General features: G+C 71.6%; 14 protein-coding genes. 9 read left to right on the top strand and 5 right to left on the bottom strand.

Annotation, left to right across the window (positions count from 1 at the left end; all coding sequences use genetic code 11):
* Positions 1-1,257 carry a hypothetical protein gene (locus O7635_RS00990; RefSeq protein ID WP_278078477.1) on the top strand — a complete coding sequence of 419 codons (1,257 nt, stop codon included), beginning with the start codon at positions 1-3 and terminating at the stop codon, positions 1,255-1,257.
* 47 nt (positions 1,258-1,304) lie between these two features.
* Here O7635_RS00990 and O7635_RS00985 read toward each other — a convergent pair whose 3' ends face one another.
* On the bottom strand, positions 1,305-1,964 hold the full coding sequence (locus O7635_RS00985) for a hypothetical protein (RefSeq protein ID WP_278078476.1): 660 nt from the start codon (positions 1,962-1,964) through the stop codon (positions 1,305-1,307).
* Positions 1,965-2,144: 180 nt separating this feature from the next.
* On the opposite strand from O7635_RS00985, the gene O7635_RS00980 reads away from it, so the two are divergent.
* The 6 genes from O7635_RS00980 to O7635_RS00955 all read left to right on the top strand — a co-directional run bounded on the left by O7635_RS00980 (position 2,145) and on the right by O7635_RS00955 (position 9,071).
* Positions 2,145-3,800 carry a sodium:solute symporter family protein gene (locus O7635_RS00980; RefSeq protein WP_278078475.1) on the top strand — a complete coding sequence of 552 codons (1,656 nt, stop codon included), beginning with the start codon at positions 2,145-2,147 and terminating at the stop codon, positions 3,798-3,800.
* 5 nt (positions 3,801-3,805) lie between these two features.
* Positions 3,806-4,135 (top strand): hypothetical protein, encoded by a 330-nt coding sequence (locus O7635_RS00975; protein WP_278078474.1) that lies wholly within the window; start codon positions 3,806-3,808, stop codon positions 4,133-4,135.
* A gap of 11 nt (positions 4,136-4,146) precedes the next feature.
* A complete protein-coding gene (locus tag O7635_RS00970) occupies positions 4,147-4,500 on the top strand; it encodes a YciI family protein (protein ID WP_278078473.1) in 354 nt (117 codons plus the stop codon).
* Between the two features lie 13 nt (positions 4,501-4,513).
* Complete coding sequence (locus O7635_RS00965; RefSeq protein WP_278085343.1) at positions 4,514-5,701, top strand: DUF6596 domain-containing protein; 1,188 nt, start codon at positions 4,514-4,516, stop codon at positions 5,699-5,701.
* A gap of 233 nt (positions 5,702-5,934) precedes the next feature.
* The gene (locus tag O7635_RS00960; protein WP_278078472.1) at positions 5,935-8,208 is read left to right on the top strand and encodes a glycoside hydrolase family 6 protein; all 2,274 of its coding nucleotides are present in this window, start codon (positions 5,935-5,937) and stop codon (positions 8,206-8,208) included.
* Positions 8,209-8,291: 83 nt separating this feature from the next.
* A complete protein-coding gene (locus O7635_RS00955) occupies positions 8,292-9,071 on the top strand; it encodes a hypothetical protein (protein WP_278078471.1) in 780 nt (259 codons plus the stop codon).
* A gap of 3 nt (positions 9,072-9,074) precedes the next feature.
* On the opposite strand, the gene O7635_RS00950 is transcribed toward O7635_RS00955, so the two are convergent.
* The 4 genes from O7635_RS00950 to O7635_RS00935 form a co-directional block, all read right to left on the bottom strand.
* Entirely contained in the window at positions 9,075-9,710 is a 636-nt protein-coding gene (locus O7635_RS00950; RefSeq protein ID WP_278078470.1) for an LUD domain-containing protein, read from the bottom strand.
* On the bottom strand, positions 9,694-11,130 hold the full coding sequence (locus tag O7635_RS00945; RefSeq protein WP_278078469.1) for a LutB/LldF family L-lactate oxidation iron-sulfur protein: 1,437 nt from the start codon (positions 11,128-11,130) through the stop codon (positions 9,694-9,696). Before O7635_RS00945 ends, O7635_RS00950 begins: the two co-directional genes overlap by 17 nt.
* 73 nt (positions 11,131-11,203) lie before the next feature.
* The gene (locus O7635_RS00940) at positions 11,204-11,908 is read right to left on the bottom strand and encodes a (Fe-S)-binding protein (protein ID WP_278085342.1); all 705 of its coding nucleotides are present in this window, start codon (positions 11,906-11,908) and stop codon (positions 11,204-11,206) included.
* Between the two features lie 2 nt (positions 11,909-11,910).
* On the bottom strand, positions 11,911-12,555 hold the full coding sequence (locus tag O7635_RS00935) for a GntR family transcriptional regulator (RefSeq protein WP_278078468.1): 645 nt from the start codon (positions 12,553-12,555) through the stop codon (positions 11,911-11,913).
* 66 nt (positions 12,556-12,621) lie between these two features.
* Between O7635_RS00935 and O7635_RS00930 the strand changes: the two genes are divergently transcribed.
* Complete coding sequence (locus tag O7635_RS00930) at positions 12,622-13,695, top strand: lactonase family protein (protein ID WP_278078467.1); 1,074 nt, start codon at positions 12,622-12,624, stop codon at positions 13,693-13,695.
* Positions 13,696-13,842: 147 nt separating this feature from the next.
* Positions 13,843-15,594, top strand: coding sequence for a VWA domain-containing protein (locus tag O7635_RS00925; protein WP_278078466.1), 1,752 nt, complete (start codon positions 13,843-13,845; stop codon positions 15,592-15,594).
* Positions 15,595-15,647 lie beyond the last annotated feature (53 nt).

Here is a 15,647-nt window from a genome sequence, read left to right as displayed (position 1 = left end):
ATGAGCTACCAGGACCAGCGCAGCGACGAACACCCCGAGGCAGTGCGTTCCGACCCGGTGCCGGTGCAGCGGACCGCGCCCGACGACGAGCACGACGCCGACCGCACCGCGGACGCCGTGGACGGCGGCTACGACGAGACCGAGCGGGGCCACTTCGAGGGCAACGTGGTCGACGACGGCTACCACGACAGCACCACGCCGGAGCCCGGCTACCACGACAGCACCACGCCGGAGGCCGGCTACCACGACAACGTGGTGACGGGCGCCGACGCGGACCGCGACGGTGACGGCGTGGTCGACAGCGCCGAGGCGCGCGACGACGCCGACCGCGACGGTGACGGTGTGGCCGACAGCGCCGAGGCGCCCGCCGCGGACCGCGACGGTGACGGCGTGGTCGACGAGGCCGAGGCCCGCGACGACGTCGACCGCAACGACAACGGCATCGTCGACAGCACCGAGGGACGCGACGACACCGACGTCTACCACGAGGCCGAGGACGAGCGGTCCGGCTACGACGACCCGGTGCTCGCCTCGCCGGTCGACACCGACGCCGAGCGCAGCGGCGTCGACCACGCCGAGCTCGACCGGGACCGCGCCGACGACGACCGCGCGTTCGGCGGCCCCACGTTCCCCGACAGCGCGATGACGCCGGTCGCGTTCGGCGCGGCCACCGCCGGCGGCGCGGCCGCCGCGGCCGCGATGGCCGCCAACCGCACCGACACCCGCACCGACGCCGAGGCCGTCGACAGCCAGGCCGACCGGGCCGACTCGGACCGCGTCGACGCGGACCGGGCCGACTCCGACCGCGTCGACGCGGATCGGGACGGGGTCGACGACCGGGTCGAGGACGACCGGTTCGGCGACCGCGAGGAGCGGTTCGGCGACGTGGCGGACCGGGTCGCCGACGAGCCCGACGACGCCGAGGCCCTCGACGAGCGGGCCGACGACGAGCCGACCGAGCTCATGCCGGGCCAGGTCGACGTCGAGCCGGTGACCGCGCTGGTCGCCGTCGAGGCCGCGCAGGGCTTCCGGGACCGCTGGCGTGAGGTCCAGCTCCGGTTCGTCGACGACCCGCGCGGTGCCGCCGGCGAGGCGCAGAGTCTCGCCGAGGAGGCGGCCGACGCGCTGGTCGCGGCGCTCGACTCGATGCGCAACGACCTCGGCGGCTGGCAGGCCACCGAGGGCACCGACACCGAGCACCTGCGGGTGGTCGTCCGCCGCTACCGCGACTTCCTGGACCGCATGCTGCAGAGCTGACGTCGTCGGACAGAGGGCCCCTTGCCGAGGCAGGGGGCCCTCTGTCGTCAACCCAACGGCTCCGGCACGACCCGCTCGCCGTCGACCGTCACCGTGCCGGTGCCCAGGTCGAGCGGCGGGGCCGGCCGCGCGACACCGTCGACCTGGAGAATGCCGACCTGCCGGCCCTCGACCACGATCCAGCCGCCGCGCACCTGGGCGTTGCGGACCGACGCGGTCGCCCGGTAGAGCCCGGACGGCTTGCGCACCGCGCCGACGTCGAACGAGTAGGTCGTGCGGCCCGCGGTCACCGTGCCCTTGGCCCGCTTCTCGCTGAACGAGCCGCTGACCTTGCCGTCCTTGCCGACCAGGGCGAGTCGCTCGTCGACGGCGGTGCCCTGGTACCAGGCCTCGATCCGGTTCCCGTCACACACGTACGCGATGGCCACGCCCTCCTTGACCGCGATCGCGATGCTGGCGTCGCCGCCGCGCACCGAACCGGCCCAGGTCACCGTGACCTTCTGCTGCGCCTGCGCCTTGGCGGGCGGTGGCGTGACGGCCCGGTCGGCGGGCGGCGCCGCGGTGGGCGACGGAGCAGGCGGCGGCGCTTTGGCCTCCTCGGCCGCGGCCGGCTTCGGCGCCACGGTGAGGGCGTTGTTGGCGGCGAACAGCCCGGCGCCGGCGGCGAGGCCGACCACGAGCGTGATGGCGGTTCCCAAGCGCTTCATGATCACTCCCCGTAACGGCGTTCCCTACAGGAGACAGCCTTCCGTCCCGGCTGTCCACCGACAAGCACGCACCGCGCGCCGAACCGGTTCCGACATGAGGAGTTTTCGGGAACACCAGCCGGGGTACGTCGCCCGCGGATCGATCCGAGCCGTTCGGACCGGCGGGCGAAAGGGGACGGTGTGGACGGTGGACTGCGGCTGGACCTGAACTGGCTGGACTACGCGTTACTGGCGCTCTACTTCGTGACCGTGCTCGGTGTCGGGTTCGCCGCCCGCCGGGCGATCAAGACCAGCGTCGACTTCTTCCTCTCCGGGCGCTCGCTGCCCGCCTGGGTGACCGGGCTGGCCTTCGTCTCCGCCAACCTCGGCGCCCTCGAGATCATCGGCATGGCCGCCAACGGCGCCCAGTACGGCATCATGACCACGCACTACTACTGGATCGGCGCCGTGCCGGCGATGGTCTTCCTCGGCATCGTGATGATGCCGTTCTACTACGGCTCCAAGGTCCGCTCGGTACCCGAGTACCTGCGCCGGCGGTTCAACACGAAGGCCCACCTGCTCAACGCGATCACCTTCGCCGTCGCCCAGATGCTGATCGCCGGCGTCAACCTGTACGCGCTCGCCCTCGTGCTCGACGCGCTGCTCGGCTGGCCGCTGTGGATCTCGATCATCGTGGGCGCCGCGATCGTGCTGACCTACATCAGCATCGGCGGCCTGACCTCGGCGATCTACAACGAGGTGCTGCAGTTCTTCGTCATCCTGGCCGGGCTCATCCCGATCACGGTGCTCGGCCTCGTCAAGGTCGGCGGCATCAACGGCCTGTTCGACAAGGTACGGGAGAGCGACCTCGGCGAGGCCGGCCTGCACGCGTGGTCCAACACCGGCTCGTCCGACAACCCGCTGGGCGCGCATTGGCTCGGCATCGTCTTCGGCCTCGGCTTCGTGCTCTCGTTCGGCTACTGGACCACGAACTTCGCCGAGGTGCAGCGGGCGCTCTCGGCCCGAAACATGAGCGCCGCCCGGCGTACGCCGCTGATCGCCGCGTACCCGAAGTTGTTGATCCCCCTCGTGACCGTGATTCCCGGCATGATCGCGGTCGTCACGGTCCAGGGTCTCGGTGCCGACGAGGGTGACCTGGTCTACAACAACGCGATCCCGCTGCTGATGCGCGACCTGTTGCCCAACGGCGTGCTCGGCATCGCGGTCACCGGTCTGATGGCCTCCTTCATGGCCGGCATGGCGGCCAACGTCAGCGGCTTCAACACCGTCTTCACCTACGACATCTGGCAGACGTACGTGAAGAAGGAGCGCTCGGACGACTACTACATCCGGATCGGCCGGATCGCGACGGTCGGCGGCATCCTGGTCGGCATCGGCACCGCGTTCATCGCCGCCGGGTTCAGCAACATCATGAACTACATCCAGGCGCTGTTCTCGGTCTTCAACGCCCCGCTGTTCGCCACGTTCATCGTCGGCATGTTCTGGAAGCGGATGACCGCGGCGGCCGGCTTCTGGTCGTTGCTGTCGGGCACCGTGGTGGCCCTGGCGACGTACCTCCTCTATCTCGGGGGTGCGCTGCCGTTCGACACCGACCTGGAGGAGAGCTTCTGGGGCGCCGGCCTCGCGTTCGTGACGGTGCTGGTGGTCGCGTTCGTGCTCAGCCGGTTCGGCCAGCCCAAGCCGGACAGCGAGCTCCGTGGCCTGGTCCGCGGGCTCGGCGGCGTCGACCTCAAGGGTGACGTGATCGCGGGCGACACGGCCTGGTACCGCTCGCCGCTTCTGCTGGGCGGCATCGCGCTCGCCCTGTCCCTGTTGTTCTACATCCCGGTCTGGTGAGGGCGATGAGTGACGAAGAACTGCTCAGCGACAGCGAGGAACAGCGCAGGTCGGCCGCCGCGCGGATGTTCGACGTCCGCCGGGTGATCGGCGGGTTGTTCGTGGTGTACGGCGTGATCGTCAGCCTGGTCGGCGTCTTCGACGGCTCGGGGGCGATCGACAAGGCCCAGGGCGTGCGGATCAACCTCTGGGCCGGGTTGGCGATGCTGGCCATGGGGTTGCTGTTCCTCGTGTGGCAGTGGCTCTCTCCGGCGGAAGCGCCGGCTTCCGCCGACTCCGCCGACTCCGGCGGCGACGATGTCGAAAATGGGGAGGACGACGCGTCGGTCAGGTGAAGGAGGAAGCCATGAAATACATGCTCATGCTCTTCGAACCCGAGACCGACTGGGAGTCCCGCCCCGACGAGCTGCGGGAGAGCCTGGCCGAGCACGACACGTTCTCGGCCTGGCTCAAGGAACGGGGGATCGCCGAGGTCGGCGGTGAGGCGCTGCGGGGGCCCAGCACGGCCACCACGCTGCGCAAGGTCGGCGACGAGATGGTGGTCACCGACGGGCCGTACGCGGAGCTCAAGGAGAGCCTCGGCGGCTACTACATCATCGACGCCAAGGATCTCGACGAGGCGATCGAAGCGGCCAGGCGGTGCCCGACCGGCACGGCGACGGAGATCCGCCCGATCTGGGACATCTCCGATTTCGCCTGAGGTCGACCGCGCGCTGGCGACGGCGTACCGCCGTGAGTGGGCCCAGGTGCTCGCCACGGTGGTGCGCCTGACCCGCGACCTCGACGCCGCCCAGGACGCGGTGCAGGAGGCGTTCGCGGCAGCCGTGCCGGCGTGGCGGGTGCGCGGCGTCCCGGACAACCCCGGCGCCTGGCTGACGGCGACGGCGCGGCGCAAGGCGGTGTCGGCGCGACGCCATCTCGAGGCGGTCGAGCGGCGCCTGCCGCTGCTGGTCGTCGACGAGCCGCCGGCCGACGACCCGTTCCCGGACGACCGGCTGCGGCTGCTGTTCACCTGCTGTCACCCGGCGCTCGACCTGCCGGCCCGGGTGTCGCTGACGCTCAACGTCGTGTGTGGACTGCCCACTGCCGACATCGGACGGATCTTCCTCGTGCCCGAGGCGACGATGGCGGCGCGGGTGACCCGGGCCAAGCGGAAGATCCGGGCGGCCGGCATCCCTTATCGGGTGCCGTCGCCGGACGACCTGGCCGAGCGGCTGCCGGCCGTGCTCGCCACGATCTACCTGTTCTTCGTGCAGGGCCACACGCCGCCGCGCGGGCTCGAACTGACCGCCGCGGACGTGACCGCGCGAGCCGTCGACCTGGCCCGGGTGCTGGCGTCGTTGCTGCCGGGGGAGCCGGAGGCGGTCGGGCTGCTGGCGTTGCTGTTGCTGACCGAGGCGCGGCGGCCGGCCCGGGTGGACGAGGCCGGGGCGCCGGTCCTGCTGGCCGACCAGGACCGGTCACGCTGGGATCGGTCGCTCGTGGCCGAGGGGTTGGCCCTGGTGCGGCCGGCGCCGCGGGGTCCCTACGCCATCCAGGCGGCGATCGCGGCGGTGCACGCGCTGGCATCGTCGGCCGCCGACACTGACTGGGCGGCGATCGTGCGGCTCTACGACGACCTGCTCACGGTGCATCCGTCGCCGGTCGCGGCATTGGCCCGGACCATGGCCTACGCGGAGGTGGCCGGGCCGTCGGCGGGGTTGGCGGAGCTGGACGTGCTGGCCGCGGACGCGCGCCTCGCGGGCTACCACGTGCTGCCCGCGGCCCGCGCCGACCTGCTGCGCCGGCTGGGCCGCCCGGGCGAGGCGGCCGTGGAGTATTCGCGGGCCGCCGCCCTCGCCGGCAACGCTGCCGAACGGGCCTACCTGGAGGCGCGGGCCGCCGATCCCGGCTTGCTCTGAATCCGTAGCCGGCGCTTGCTATGGAAGCGCTCCCATGACAGACTCTCCATCGAGCCGCATCTACGCGGGCGCACCGATGATCGCCGAGGGCACCGGAGTTTGTCCACTCCGGACGGCGGGTGTGACGCCGCGCGCTGCCGCCTGACCGGGCCGGGCCAAGCCAAGCACAACAGCTTCAACCCACCCCCATTCCCCGGGTACGGACCCGGTCTGGCCAAGGAGAAGACACGGCAATGACTCTGTCGACTAGACGGCGGCTGCTCGCCGTCGCCGGGGCCGGCCTGCTCGCCGCCGCGGGCATCGTCGCGCCCACGTCGCCGGCTCAGGCGGCTGTCGCCTGCGACGTCACCTACACCACCAACGACTGGCCGGGCGGGTTCACCGCCAACGTGACCTTGCGCAACACCGGCGACCCGCTCAACGGCTGGACCCTCGGCTTCGCGTTCCCGAACGCCAGCCAGCGCGTACAGCAGGGTTGGTCGGCGACCTGGACCCAGAGCGGCCAGAACGTCACCGCGCGGAGCATGGAATACAACGGCACGCTCGCCACCGGCGCGTCCACGTCGATCGGGTTCAACGGCGCGTGGAGCGGCAGCAACCCCAAGCCGACCTCGTTCACCGTCAACGGCACGACCTGCGGCGGCACCTCGCCGACCAACACGCCGCCGACCGTGTCGCTGTCGAGCCCGACCAGCGGCGCCACGTTCGCCGCCGGCGCGGCCATCCCGCTCGCCGCCACCGCCAGCGACGTCGAGGGGCCGGTCAGCCGGGTCGAGTTCCTGATCGACGGCACCGTGGTCAACAGCGACACCACCGCGCCGTACGAGTACAGCGCCACCGGCGTCGCGTCCGGCAGCCACACCGCGGCCGCCCGCGCGGTCGACGGCGGCGGCCTGTCCACCACGACCACCGCCGTGCCGTTCACCGTCGGCGGCGGCACCACCACGCCGACCCTGCAGGCCAGCTCCGGCGCCGTCAGCGTGCCGGAAGGTGGCACCGCCACGGTCACCTACCGGCTGAGCGCCGCGCCGACCAGCGCGGTCGCCGTGTCGCTGGCCAAGACCGGTGACGCCGACATCACCATCACGCCGACCAGCCTGTCGCTGACCAGCAGCAACTGGAGCACGGGCGTGCCGGTGACCGTACGCGCGGCCGAGGACAGCGACCAGGCCAACGGCACCGCGACGATCGCCGCGACCAGCTCGGCCGGCAACGTGAGCGTGACGGCGACGGAGTCCGACAACGACGCGCCCACCAACGGCCCGCGCGTCGACAACCCGTACGTCGGTGCTCGTGGCTACGTCAACCCGGAGTGGTCCGCCAAGGCGGCCGCCGAGCCGGGTGGCTCCCGTGTGTCGAACCAGCCGACCGCCGTCTGGCTCGACCGGATCGCGGCCATCGAAGGCACCCCGGACAGCCAGTCCAACGGCCCGATGGGCGTCCGTGACCACCTGGACGCGGCGCTCGCGCAGGGCGCCGGCTACATCCAGTTCGTCATCTACAACCTGCCGGGTCGCGACTGCGCCGCCCTCGCCTCCAACGGCGAGCTGCCCGTCGACGGCCTACCGCGCTACCAGGCCGAGTACATCGACCCGATCGCGGCGATCCTGGGCGACGCCAAGTACCGCAGCCTGCGGATCGTCACGATCATCGAGATCGACTCGCTGCCGAACCTGGTCACCAACCTCAACATCGCCAAGTGCGCGACGATGGAGAGCAACGGTGGCTACGTCAACGGCGTCGGCTACGCGCTCAACAAGCTCGGCGCGATCCCCAACGTCTACAACTACATCGACGCCGCCCACCACGGCTGGATCGGCTGGGACAGCAACTTCCGCCCGACGGCCCAGAAGCTCAAGCAGGCCGCGACCGCGGCGGGCTCGACGGTGGACAAGGTGCACGGCTTCATCGTCAACACCGCCAACTACTCGGCGCTGCGCGAGGAGCACTTCACCATCAGCACGACGGTCAACGGCCAGCAGATCCGGCAGTCCAAGTGGGTCGACTGGAACCAGTACGTCGACGAGCTGACCTTCGCCCAGGCGTTCCGGACCGAGCTGGTCAGCCAGGGCTTCGCGGCCAACATCGGCATGCTGATCGACACGTCCCGCAACGGCTGGGGCGGCTCGGCGCGGCCCACCGCCCCGAGCACCTCGACCGACGTCAACACGTTCGTCGACCAGTCCCGCATCGACCGCCGTATCCACGCCGGCAACTGGTGCAACCAGAGCGGCGCGGGCCTCGGCGAGCGTCCGACCGCGGCGCCGGCCAGCGGCATCGACGCGTACGTGTGGGTCAAGCCGCCGGGTGAGTCCGACGGCTCGAGCAAGGAGATCCCGAACAACGACGGCAAGGGCTTCGACCGCATGTGCGACCCGACGTACGGCGGCAACGGTCTCAACGGCAACAACCCGACCGGCGCCCTACCCGACGCCCCGATCTCCGGCGCCTGGTTCTCGGCGCAGTTCCGCCAGCTGATGGCGAATGCCTACCCACCCCTCTCCTAACTGAATAGCTGCGGGTCCCCGTTCCGGTCACGACAGCCGGGGCGGGGACCCGTTTCCATTGGACTGCGGCAAGATCCTTCGGCGTGGACTTCACCTTCAGCCTGTGGCGGGCCCGTGGCCATGTGATCGTCGATGCCACCCCGGCCGCGATCCAGGACATCGCTGACCTGCTGGCGGCCGCTGGGGGCACCGTCGCGGTCGTCAGGGTGGCGAGCAGCAGCTTCTTCCACGACGACAACGTCACGCGGTGGTCGCCCAGCGAGATCGCGGCTGCGCAGGACGTCCGCGCGACGGTGCACGACTTCGGCGGGTTGGCGGACGGCCTGAACATCAGCCGCGAAGGCCTCGTGCTGGCCGCCGAGGACTTGGCCGCCTTTGTCACCGGGTGGACGCCGGACCACCTCACCCTCGTCGGGCTGCTGAACGCACCGACCCGAGAGCGGTTGGACGAGATCGCGTTGGCCGTCGGCACGGATGACCGCGACGGCCGCCTGCTGCCAACCCTCCCCGACGTGACGTTCTGGTATGCCGGCCACGACGACCACTACCTCTGGCTCGAGTCGACCGACGAGGCGTTCGGCGCGGCGCTGTTGGCCCGGCTGCTGGCCAACAATGCCGGCTTGGCTCACGAGACCGTCGATCCGGTCGCGGTGGCGGAGCCGGACGACGCCGCCGTGCGGGACCTGCTCGCAAGGAGCGAGTACTGGGCCGGGTTCTGGGTGACGCAGTCGCCGACCACGGTGTCGATCGGCCTGAGCGCCGTCAGCGCGCCGCCACGGTCCTGGGATCCCCGGCCAGAACGATTCGACCTCCTCGTCACCTACGACCTTGAGTCGAGGACCTGGCGTTTCGCGCCGGGATAGCGGTCAGTCGACGATGACGACGTCCAGGCGGCGGGGGCCGTGTACGCCCTCCACGCGGTTGAGCTCGATGTCGCTCGTGGCCGACGGGCCCGAGATCATGGTGAGTGGGCGGGTCGGGTCGTCGAGGCGGCGCAACGCGGCCGGTAGGCGTTCGACGATCTGGTCCACGCGGACCACGCAGATGTGGTGGTCGGGCACCAGCGACAGCACCCGGCGGCCCTGGTCCGGGCCCGCGTCCAGGATCAGCGTGCCGGTCTGGGCCACCGCCACCGCGCAGCCGGTCAGCACCGCCACGCCCGGTGCGTCCAGGTCCTCCACCGTCAGGACGGCCGGGTCGCCGTCGCGGGCCACCGTGCCGCCGAAGGCGGACACCCAGACCGACGGGCAGCCCGGCGCCAGCACCAGCGACGGCACGCCGGTCAGGAACTCCGCCACCGTGGCCGAGAGGGCGGCGGCCCGGGAGCGGCGGACCGTCGCGCGGTAGTCCTCCAGGCGGTCGACCAGCAGGTCGACGACCTCGGCGCCGGCCGGGCCGTCCCCGGACGCGTAGTCGCGCGGAACCTGGACCGGAGGCAGGCTCGCCCGCGCCTCCCGGATGCGGTGGAAGACCTCGGCGCGGGCGTCAAGAGGAGTGCTCACGGGTCCACCATTCGCGGAAGGTCTGCTTGGGGGGCAGGGGCGCGTCGCGCACCGAGGTCCAGGCCGACAGCGGCCACGGGAGCCGGCGGAGCGCGCGCCGGCCGCCGACCCGCAGCGGGGCGGCGCCGCGGCGGGCGGCCCGCAGCGCGGCGGCGTAGCGGCGGCGGTCGCGCATGACGAACGCCATCGTGCGCATCGCCGTGCGTTCCGGCGACGGCCGGCCGCGCGCGGCGTCCACCCCGGACTGTCGCAGGTGGACCAGCACCTGGGGGATGTCGATCCGCACCGGGCACGCGTCGAAACAGGCGCCGCAGAGCGTCGACGCGTACGGCAGGGTGCGGTTGGCGCCCTCGCCACTCATCTGCGGCGACAGGATGGCGCCGATCGGGCCCGGATAGACCGACCCGTAGGCGTGCCCACCGACGCGCTCGTAGACCGGGCACACGTTGAGGCACGCCGAGCACCGGATGCACCGCAGCGCCTGACGGCCGACCGGGTCCGCCAGCGTGTCGGTGCGGCCGTTGTCGACCAGCACGATGTGCACCGTCTGCGGGCCGTCGCCGGGCGTCACACCCGTCCAGAGCGAGGTGTACGGGTTCATCCGCTCGCCGGTCGACGACCGCGGCAGCAGCTGGAGGAACACCTCGAGGTCGGCGAACGTCGGCAGCAGCTTCTCGATGCCGACCACCGAGATCAGTGTCTCGGGCAGCGTCAGGCACATCCGCCCGTTGCCCTCCGACTCGACGACGGCCAGTGTGCCGGTCGCGGCGATCGCGAAGTTGGCGCCGGAGATGCCGACCTTGGTCGAGAGGAACCGGGACCGCAGGTGCCGCCGGGCCGCCTCGGCGAGGGCCGGTGGGTCGTCGGTCAGCGCGTCGACGTCGACCCCGGGCATGCGCGAGGCGAAGATGTCGCGGATCTGCGTGCGGTTGTAGTGGATCGCCGGCACCAGGATGTGCGACGGGGTGTCGTCGGCCAGCTGGACGATCAGCTCGGCCAGGTCGGTCTCCACCGCGTCGACGCCGACCGCGGCCAGCGCCTCGTTGAGCCCGATCTCCTGCGTGGCCATCGACTTGACCTTGACCACCTCGGCGGCGCCGGTGGCCTTGACGAGGTCAGCCACCACCGCGCAGGCCTCCTGCGCGTCGCGGGCCCAGTGCACGGTCGCGCCGGCCGCCGTGGCCGCCGCCTCGAACTGCTCGAGCAGCTCCGGCAGCCGGGACAGCACGTCGTCCTTGATGCCCGCGCCGGCCAGCCGCAGCTCTTCCCAGTCGGCCACCTCGCCGACGACCCGCAGCCGCTTGTCGCGGATCGTGTGGGTGGCCTTGCGCAGGTTCCGCCGCAGCTGGTCGTCACCCAGCTCCCGCTTCGCCGCCGTCGGGAACGGCAACGGCGTGACGATGTTTCCCGTGCCAGTCATACGCGAGCCTCGCTTCGCGAGGCGCGGTATGACCGCTGCTCACTGAGCTGACTGATTCGCTCGCTCCGCTCCCTCATTGCGCCGCCAGGATCTGTGCGTAGTGGATGGGCGTCGCCGCCGCGCCCGAGCGGGACAGGCCGCCGCCGATGTGGGTCAGGCAGGAGTTGTCGGCGGCCGCGAGATATTCGGCGCCGGTGGAGGCGACCGCCGCGCACTTGTCGGCCAGCATCGCCCCCGAGACGCCCGCGTTCTTGAGCGCGAACGTGCCGCCGAACCCGCAGCACTCCTCGGCGCCCTCCAGCGGCGTCAGCGTCAACCCGTCCACCGCCGCGAGCAGCCGCCGCGGCCGGTCTCCGAGCCGCAGCATGCGCAGGCCGTGGCAGGTCGGGTGATAGGTCACCGTGTGCGGGAAGCGGGCGCCCACGTCGGTCACCTCCAGCCGGTCGACGAGAAACTCCGACAGCTCGTAGGTGCGTTCGGCCACGGCGGTCAGCTCCGGCGACGGCGCCAGCCGCGGATAGCTCTCCCGGACCATCGCCACGCAGGAGGCCGACGGCGCCACGATCGCGTCGTACGGCGCGAAGGTCTTGACGAAGTTGGCCACGAGCGGGAGCGCCTCGGCGCGGTAGCCGCTGTTGGCGTGCATCTGCCCGCAGCAGGTCTGGTCGAGCGGGAACTCGACCCGGTGACCGAGCCGCTCGAGCACGGTCACCACCGCCTTGCCGGTGTCCGGGAACATCAGGTCGTTGACGCACGTGACGAAGAGGGCGATCCGCATGCTCATCGGCTCTCGAAGAAGGGCAGGTGGCGGTCGCGGGCCGCCGTGAGGTGGGCGCGCATCGCGGCGGCGGCCGCGTCGGGGTCGCCGGCGCAGACCGCGTCGACGACCCGGTGGTGCTCGCTCGCGCTGACGCCGTAGTGCGCGGTTGGGAAGTGCAGCCGGAACAGGTGCAGGTGGGCCCGGAGCCGGACCACCGCGTCGTGCAGCATCCGGTTGCCGGACAGCGCGGCCAGGCTGTGGTGGAAGCGGGCGTCCTGGGCGGTGAAGGCGGCGATCTCGCCGGGACCCGCGGGCAGGTCGGCCTTGGCCCGCAGCGCGGCCACCTCGGCCTCGTCGAGCCCGGCGCCGGCGGCCTTCGCGGCGGCGGTCGGCTCCAGGATCAGCCGCATCTCGACCAGGTCCTCGAACTCGGCGCGGGTCAGCAGCGGTGTGGCGGTGTAACCGACCAACGGTCGCTTGCTGACCAGACCGTCGGACTCGAGCCGGGCCAGGGCCTCGCGTACGGGCGTCGGGGAGACCGCGAGCCGGCGGGCCAGCGCGTCGATGTTGATGCGGGCACCGGGCTCCACCTCGTGATCCATGATCAGGGTCTGGACGGCGGCGTATACGTCGTCGGTGAGGGTGATCCGTCGCGCCGGCTGCACGATCAAAGATCCTATAGGATTTCCCGGGGGCCCGCAGCCCGCCGGTCCTGGTGATTGGATCGACGCGTGACCGACGAGATCGTCTACCTCGGCTGCTACACGAAGGAATCTGGCGGTGCGGGGCACGGGATCGTCGCCGCCACCCGCGACCCGGGGTCGGGGCGGCTCGACCCCATCGGCGTCGTCGCGGCCACCCCCTCGCCGTCCTTCCTGGCCTGGCACCCCACGCTGCCCGTGATCTACGCGGCCAACGAGCTGGCCGAGGGTGAGGTGAGCGGCTGGGCGGTGGACGGCGCCGGCGCGCCGCTGCGGCCGCACGGGCGCGCCGCCACCGGCGGCGCGGAGCCGTGCCACGTGGCGGTCACGGCCGACGGATGGCACCTGCTGGCCGCCAACTACGCCAGCGGGTCGATCTCGCTGCACCCGCTCGACCCCGTGACCGGCATCGTGGGTGAGCGCACCGACCTCGTCGTCCACGATGGGCACGGCCCGGACCGCGACCGGCAGGCCGGCCCGCACCTGCACATGATCTCGATCGACCCGGCCGGCGGCCCGCTGATCGCGGTCGACCTGGGCACCGACGGCCTCTATCCCTATCGCGTCGACGGCGAGCGGCTGGTGCCGGCGGGCGACCCGGTCCGGCTCACGCCGGGCACCGGACCGCGGCACATCGCCCGGCATCCGGACGGCCGCCGCGCCTATCTCGCGAGCGAGCTCGACGCGATGGTCACGAGCTTCGACCTCGACGGTACGGACTGGCGTGAGCGCAACCGGCTCGAGGCGAGCACCCGGCCCGGTGAGAAGTTCCCGTCCGAGATCGCCTGTCGGGCTGACGGCCGTTATCTCTACGTCGCCACCCGGGGCGTCGACACCGTGACGGTGTTCGCGTTGGACGGTGCCGCCCCGCGGCTGGTCAGCGAGATCGACTGCGGCGGGCGGTGGCCCCGGCACCTGGCGCTGATCGGCGACCACCTCTATGTCGCGAACCAGCTCGGCGACTCGGTCGCGGTGTTCGCGCTCGACCCGCGGACCGGAGTCCCCACGAAGGCAGGCGAACCGATGGCGATGGGGAGTCCGACTTGTGTGTTAACGCCCCGCGAGACCGTCATTTCGGGATCCGCGGAAAAGGTTGTCAGCTAAGCGATTTCGTGGACCCGCCGCAGTAACGCAATCACGGGAAGTGACGAAAACCGATCGATTCGTTTCTCCTCCGTAACTTTAGGCCGAACGTACCTGGCGATGCGCCGGTCGGCTACGCAAGATGGTCGGGTGTCTGGCCGGCATCGCATGCGAATGAAGCTTCGCGGGGCTGGCGTCATCGCCGCCGCGATGGCGCTTGTCCTCGTCTCCGTTGGCGTCTACTTCGGTTACCGACAGGTATCCCAGCCCGGTTGTTCAGGCGAGGCGAAGTTGAACGTCGCCGCCGCGAGCGAGATAGCGCCCGCCATCCAGAAAGCGGCGCAGTCGTGGGTCGACGGCGGCGCCTCGGCCGACGGCGTCTGCGTCGCGGTCAACGTGGTGGCGCAGGAGCCCGTCGACGTGGCGGCGGTGGTCGCCGGCAAGCACGGTGTCGCCCTCGCGGGCGTCGGCCTCGCCAACGGCACCGCCACGATGCCCGACGTCTGGGTGCCCGACTCGTCCACCTGGCTGATGCGCCTGCAGAGCGCCGCCTCCGGCTTCGCGCCGAGCAACGGCAAGTCGATCGCCCGCAGCCCGGTCGTCATCGCGATGCCCGAGCCGATCGCGCAGCAGATCGGCTGGCCGCAGCGGAAGGTCGAGTGGACCGATCTGCTGGGTGAGCTGACCAAGGGCACCTCGCTGCGGCCCGGCATCGTCGAGCCGACCCGCGACGCCGCGGGCCTGTCCGGCCTGCTGGCGCTCGGCGCGCAGGCCGCGACGCTGGGCGACAAGGCCCAGTCGGCGCAGACCGCGGTGCTGCGGGCCCTCGCGGTCGGCAAGTCGGCCCTCCGCCAGGACCTGCTGGCCCGGTTCCCGAGCGCGATCGACCCCGCGAGCGTGGCGCAGGCCCTCTCGGCTGCGCCGCTGTCCGAGGAGGACGTGATCGGCTTCAACACCAACAAGCCGCCGATCCCGCTGGCCGCGCTCTACCTCGAGCCGGCGCCGACGTCGCTCGACTACCCGTACGCCGTGATGCCCGGCACCGACCCCATCAAGGCCAAGGCGGCCGAGGGCCTGTTCCGCGTGCTGGAGGACGGCGACTTCAAGAACCGGCTCGGCGCACAGCACCTGCGCGGCCCCGACGGCACCTGGGGCGACGGCTTCGAGGCCCCGGCCGGCGCGCCGAGCCCGGCCGGCACCCCGCAGGTGAAGCCGTCGGGCGACTCCGGTGGCACCGCCGCCGGCACCTCCGACCCGGCCGTGGTCGACCGCACGCTGGCGACGTGGACCGCCGTCACGCTGCCCGGCCGGCTGCTCGCCGTCATCGACATCTCCGGCACCATGGGCGGCAAGGTGGCCAGCGCCGGTGGCAAGACCCGCATGCAGCTCACCCAGGCGGCGGCGACCCGCGGCCTCGGCCTGTTCAGCGACGACTGGGCGGTCGGGCTCTGGGTGTTCTCCAGCAACCTGGGTGGCGGCAAGGACTACAAGGAGCTGGTCCCGATCCAGCCAGTGTCCAGCGGCCGGACCGACCTGCTCGGCCAACTGGCGGCGATCAAGCCCAAGAAGGGCGGCGACACCGGTCTCTACGACACGATCCTGGCGTCCTACAAGAACGTGCAGAACGGTTGGCAGAACGGCCGGGTCAACTCGATCGTCCTCCTCACCGACGGCATCGGCAACGACGACCCGGACGGCGGCATCGACCACGCCGGGCTGCTCAACCAGCTCAAGGACATCAAGGACGACAAGAAGCCGGTGCAGGTGATCATCATCGGGTTGGGCGACGAGGTGAACCGCGGTCCGCTCGACCAGATCACCAAGGTCACCGGCGGCGGTGTCTTCGTCGCCGAGGACCCGGCGAAGATCGGCGACATTTTCCTGCAGGCCATCTCCAGGCGGCCGAACACGCCCCGCTGACGTCCGCGCGCGACGGCGGTCGTTCGCCAGGCGAACGACCGCCGTCAAGCAAG

Source organism: Asanoa sp. WMMD1127, from assembly GCF_029626225.1.
GTDB lineage: Bacteria > Actinomycetota > Actinomycetes > Mycobacteriales > Micromonosporaceae > Asanoa.
Note: the sequence above shows the minus strand (reverse complement) of the source record. Positions and strands in the feature narration are given on the sequence as shown.

Coding starts and splice junctions, on each gene's coding strand:
- O7635_RS00990 (WP_278078477.1), top strand. CDS start 1: ATGAGCTACCAGGACCAGCGCAGCGACGAACACCCCGAGGCAGTGCGT.
- O7635_RS00960 (WP_278078472.1), top strand. CDS start 5,935: ATGACTCTGTCGACTAGACGGCGGCTGCTCGCCGTCGCCGGGGCCGGC.
- O7635_RS00985 (WP_278078476.1), bottom strand. CDS start 1,964: ATGAAGCGCTTGGGAACCGCCATCACGCTCGTGGTCGGCCTCGCCGCC.
- O7635_RS00975 (WP_278078474.1), top strand. CDS start 3,806: ATGAGTGACGAAGAACTGCTCAGCGACAGCGAGGAACAGCGCAGGTCG.
- O7635_RS00925 (WP_278078466.1), top strand. CDS start 13,843: ATGCGAATGAAGCTTCGCGGGGCTGGCGTCATCGCCGCCGCGATGGCG.
- O7635_RS00970 (WP_278078473.1), top strand. CDS start 4,147: ATGAAATACATGCTCATGCTCTTCGAACCCGAGACCGACTGGGAGTCC.
- O7635_RS00940 (WP_278085342.1), bottom strand. CDS start 11,908: ATGCGGATCGCCCTCTTCGTCACGTGCGTCAACGACCTGATGTTCCCG.
- O7635_RS00945 (WP_278078469.1), bottom strand. CDS start 11,130: ATGACTGGCACGGGAAACATCGTCACGCCGTTGCCGTTCCCGACGGCG.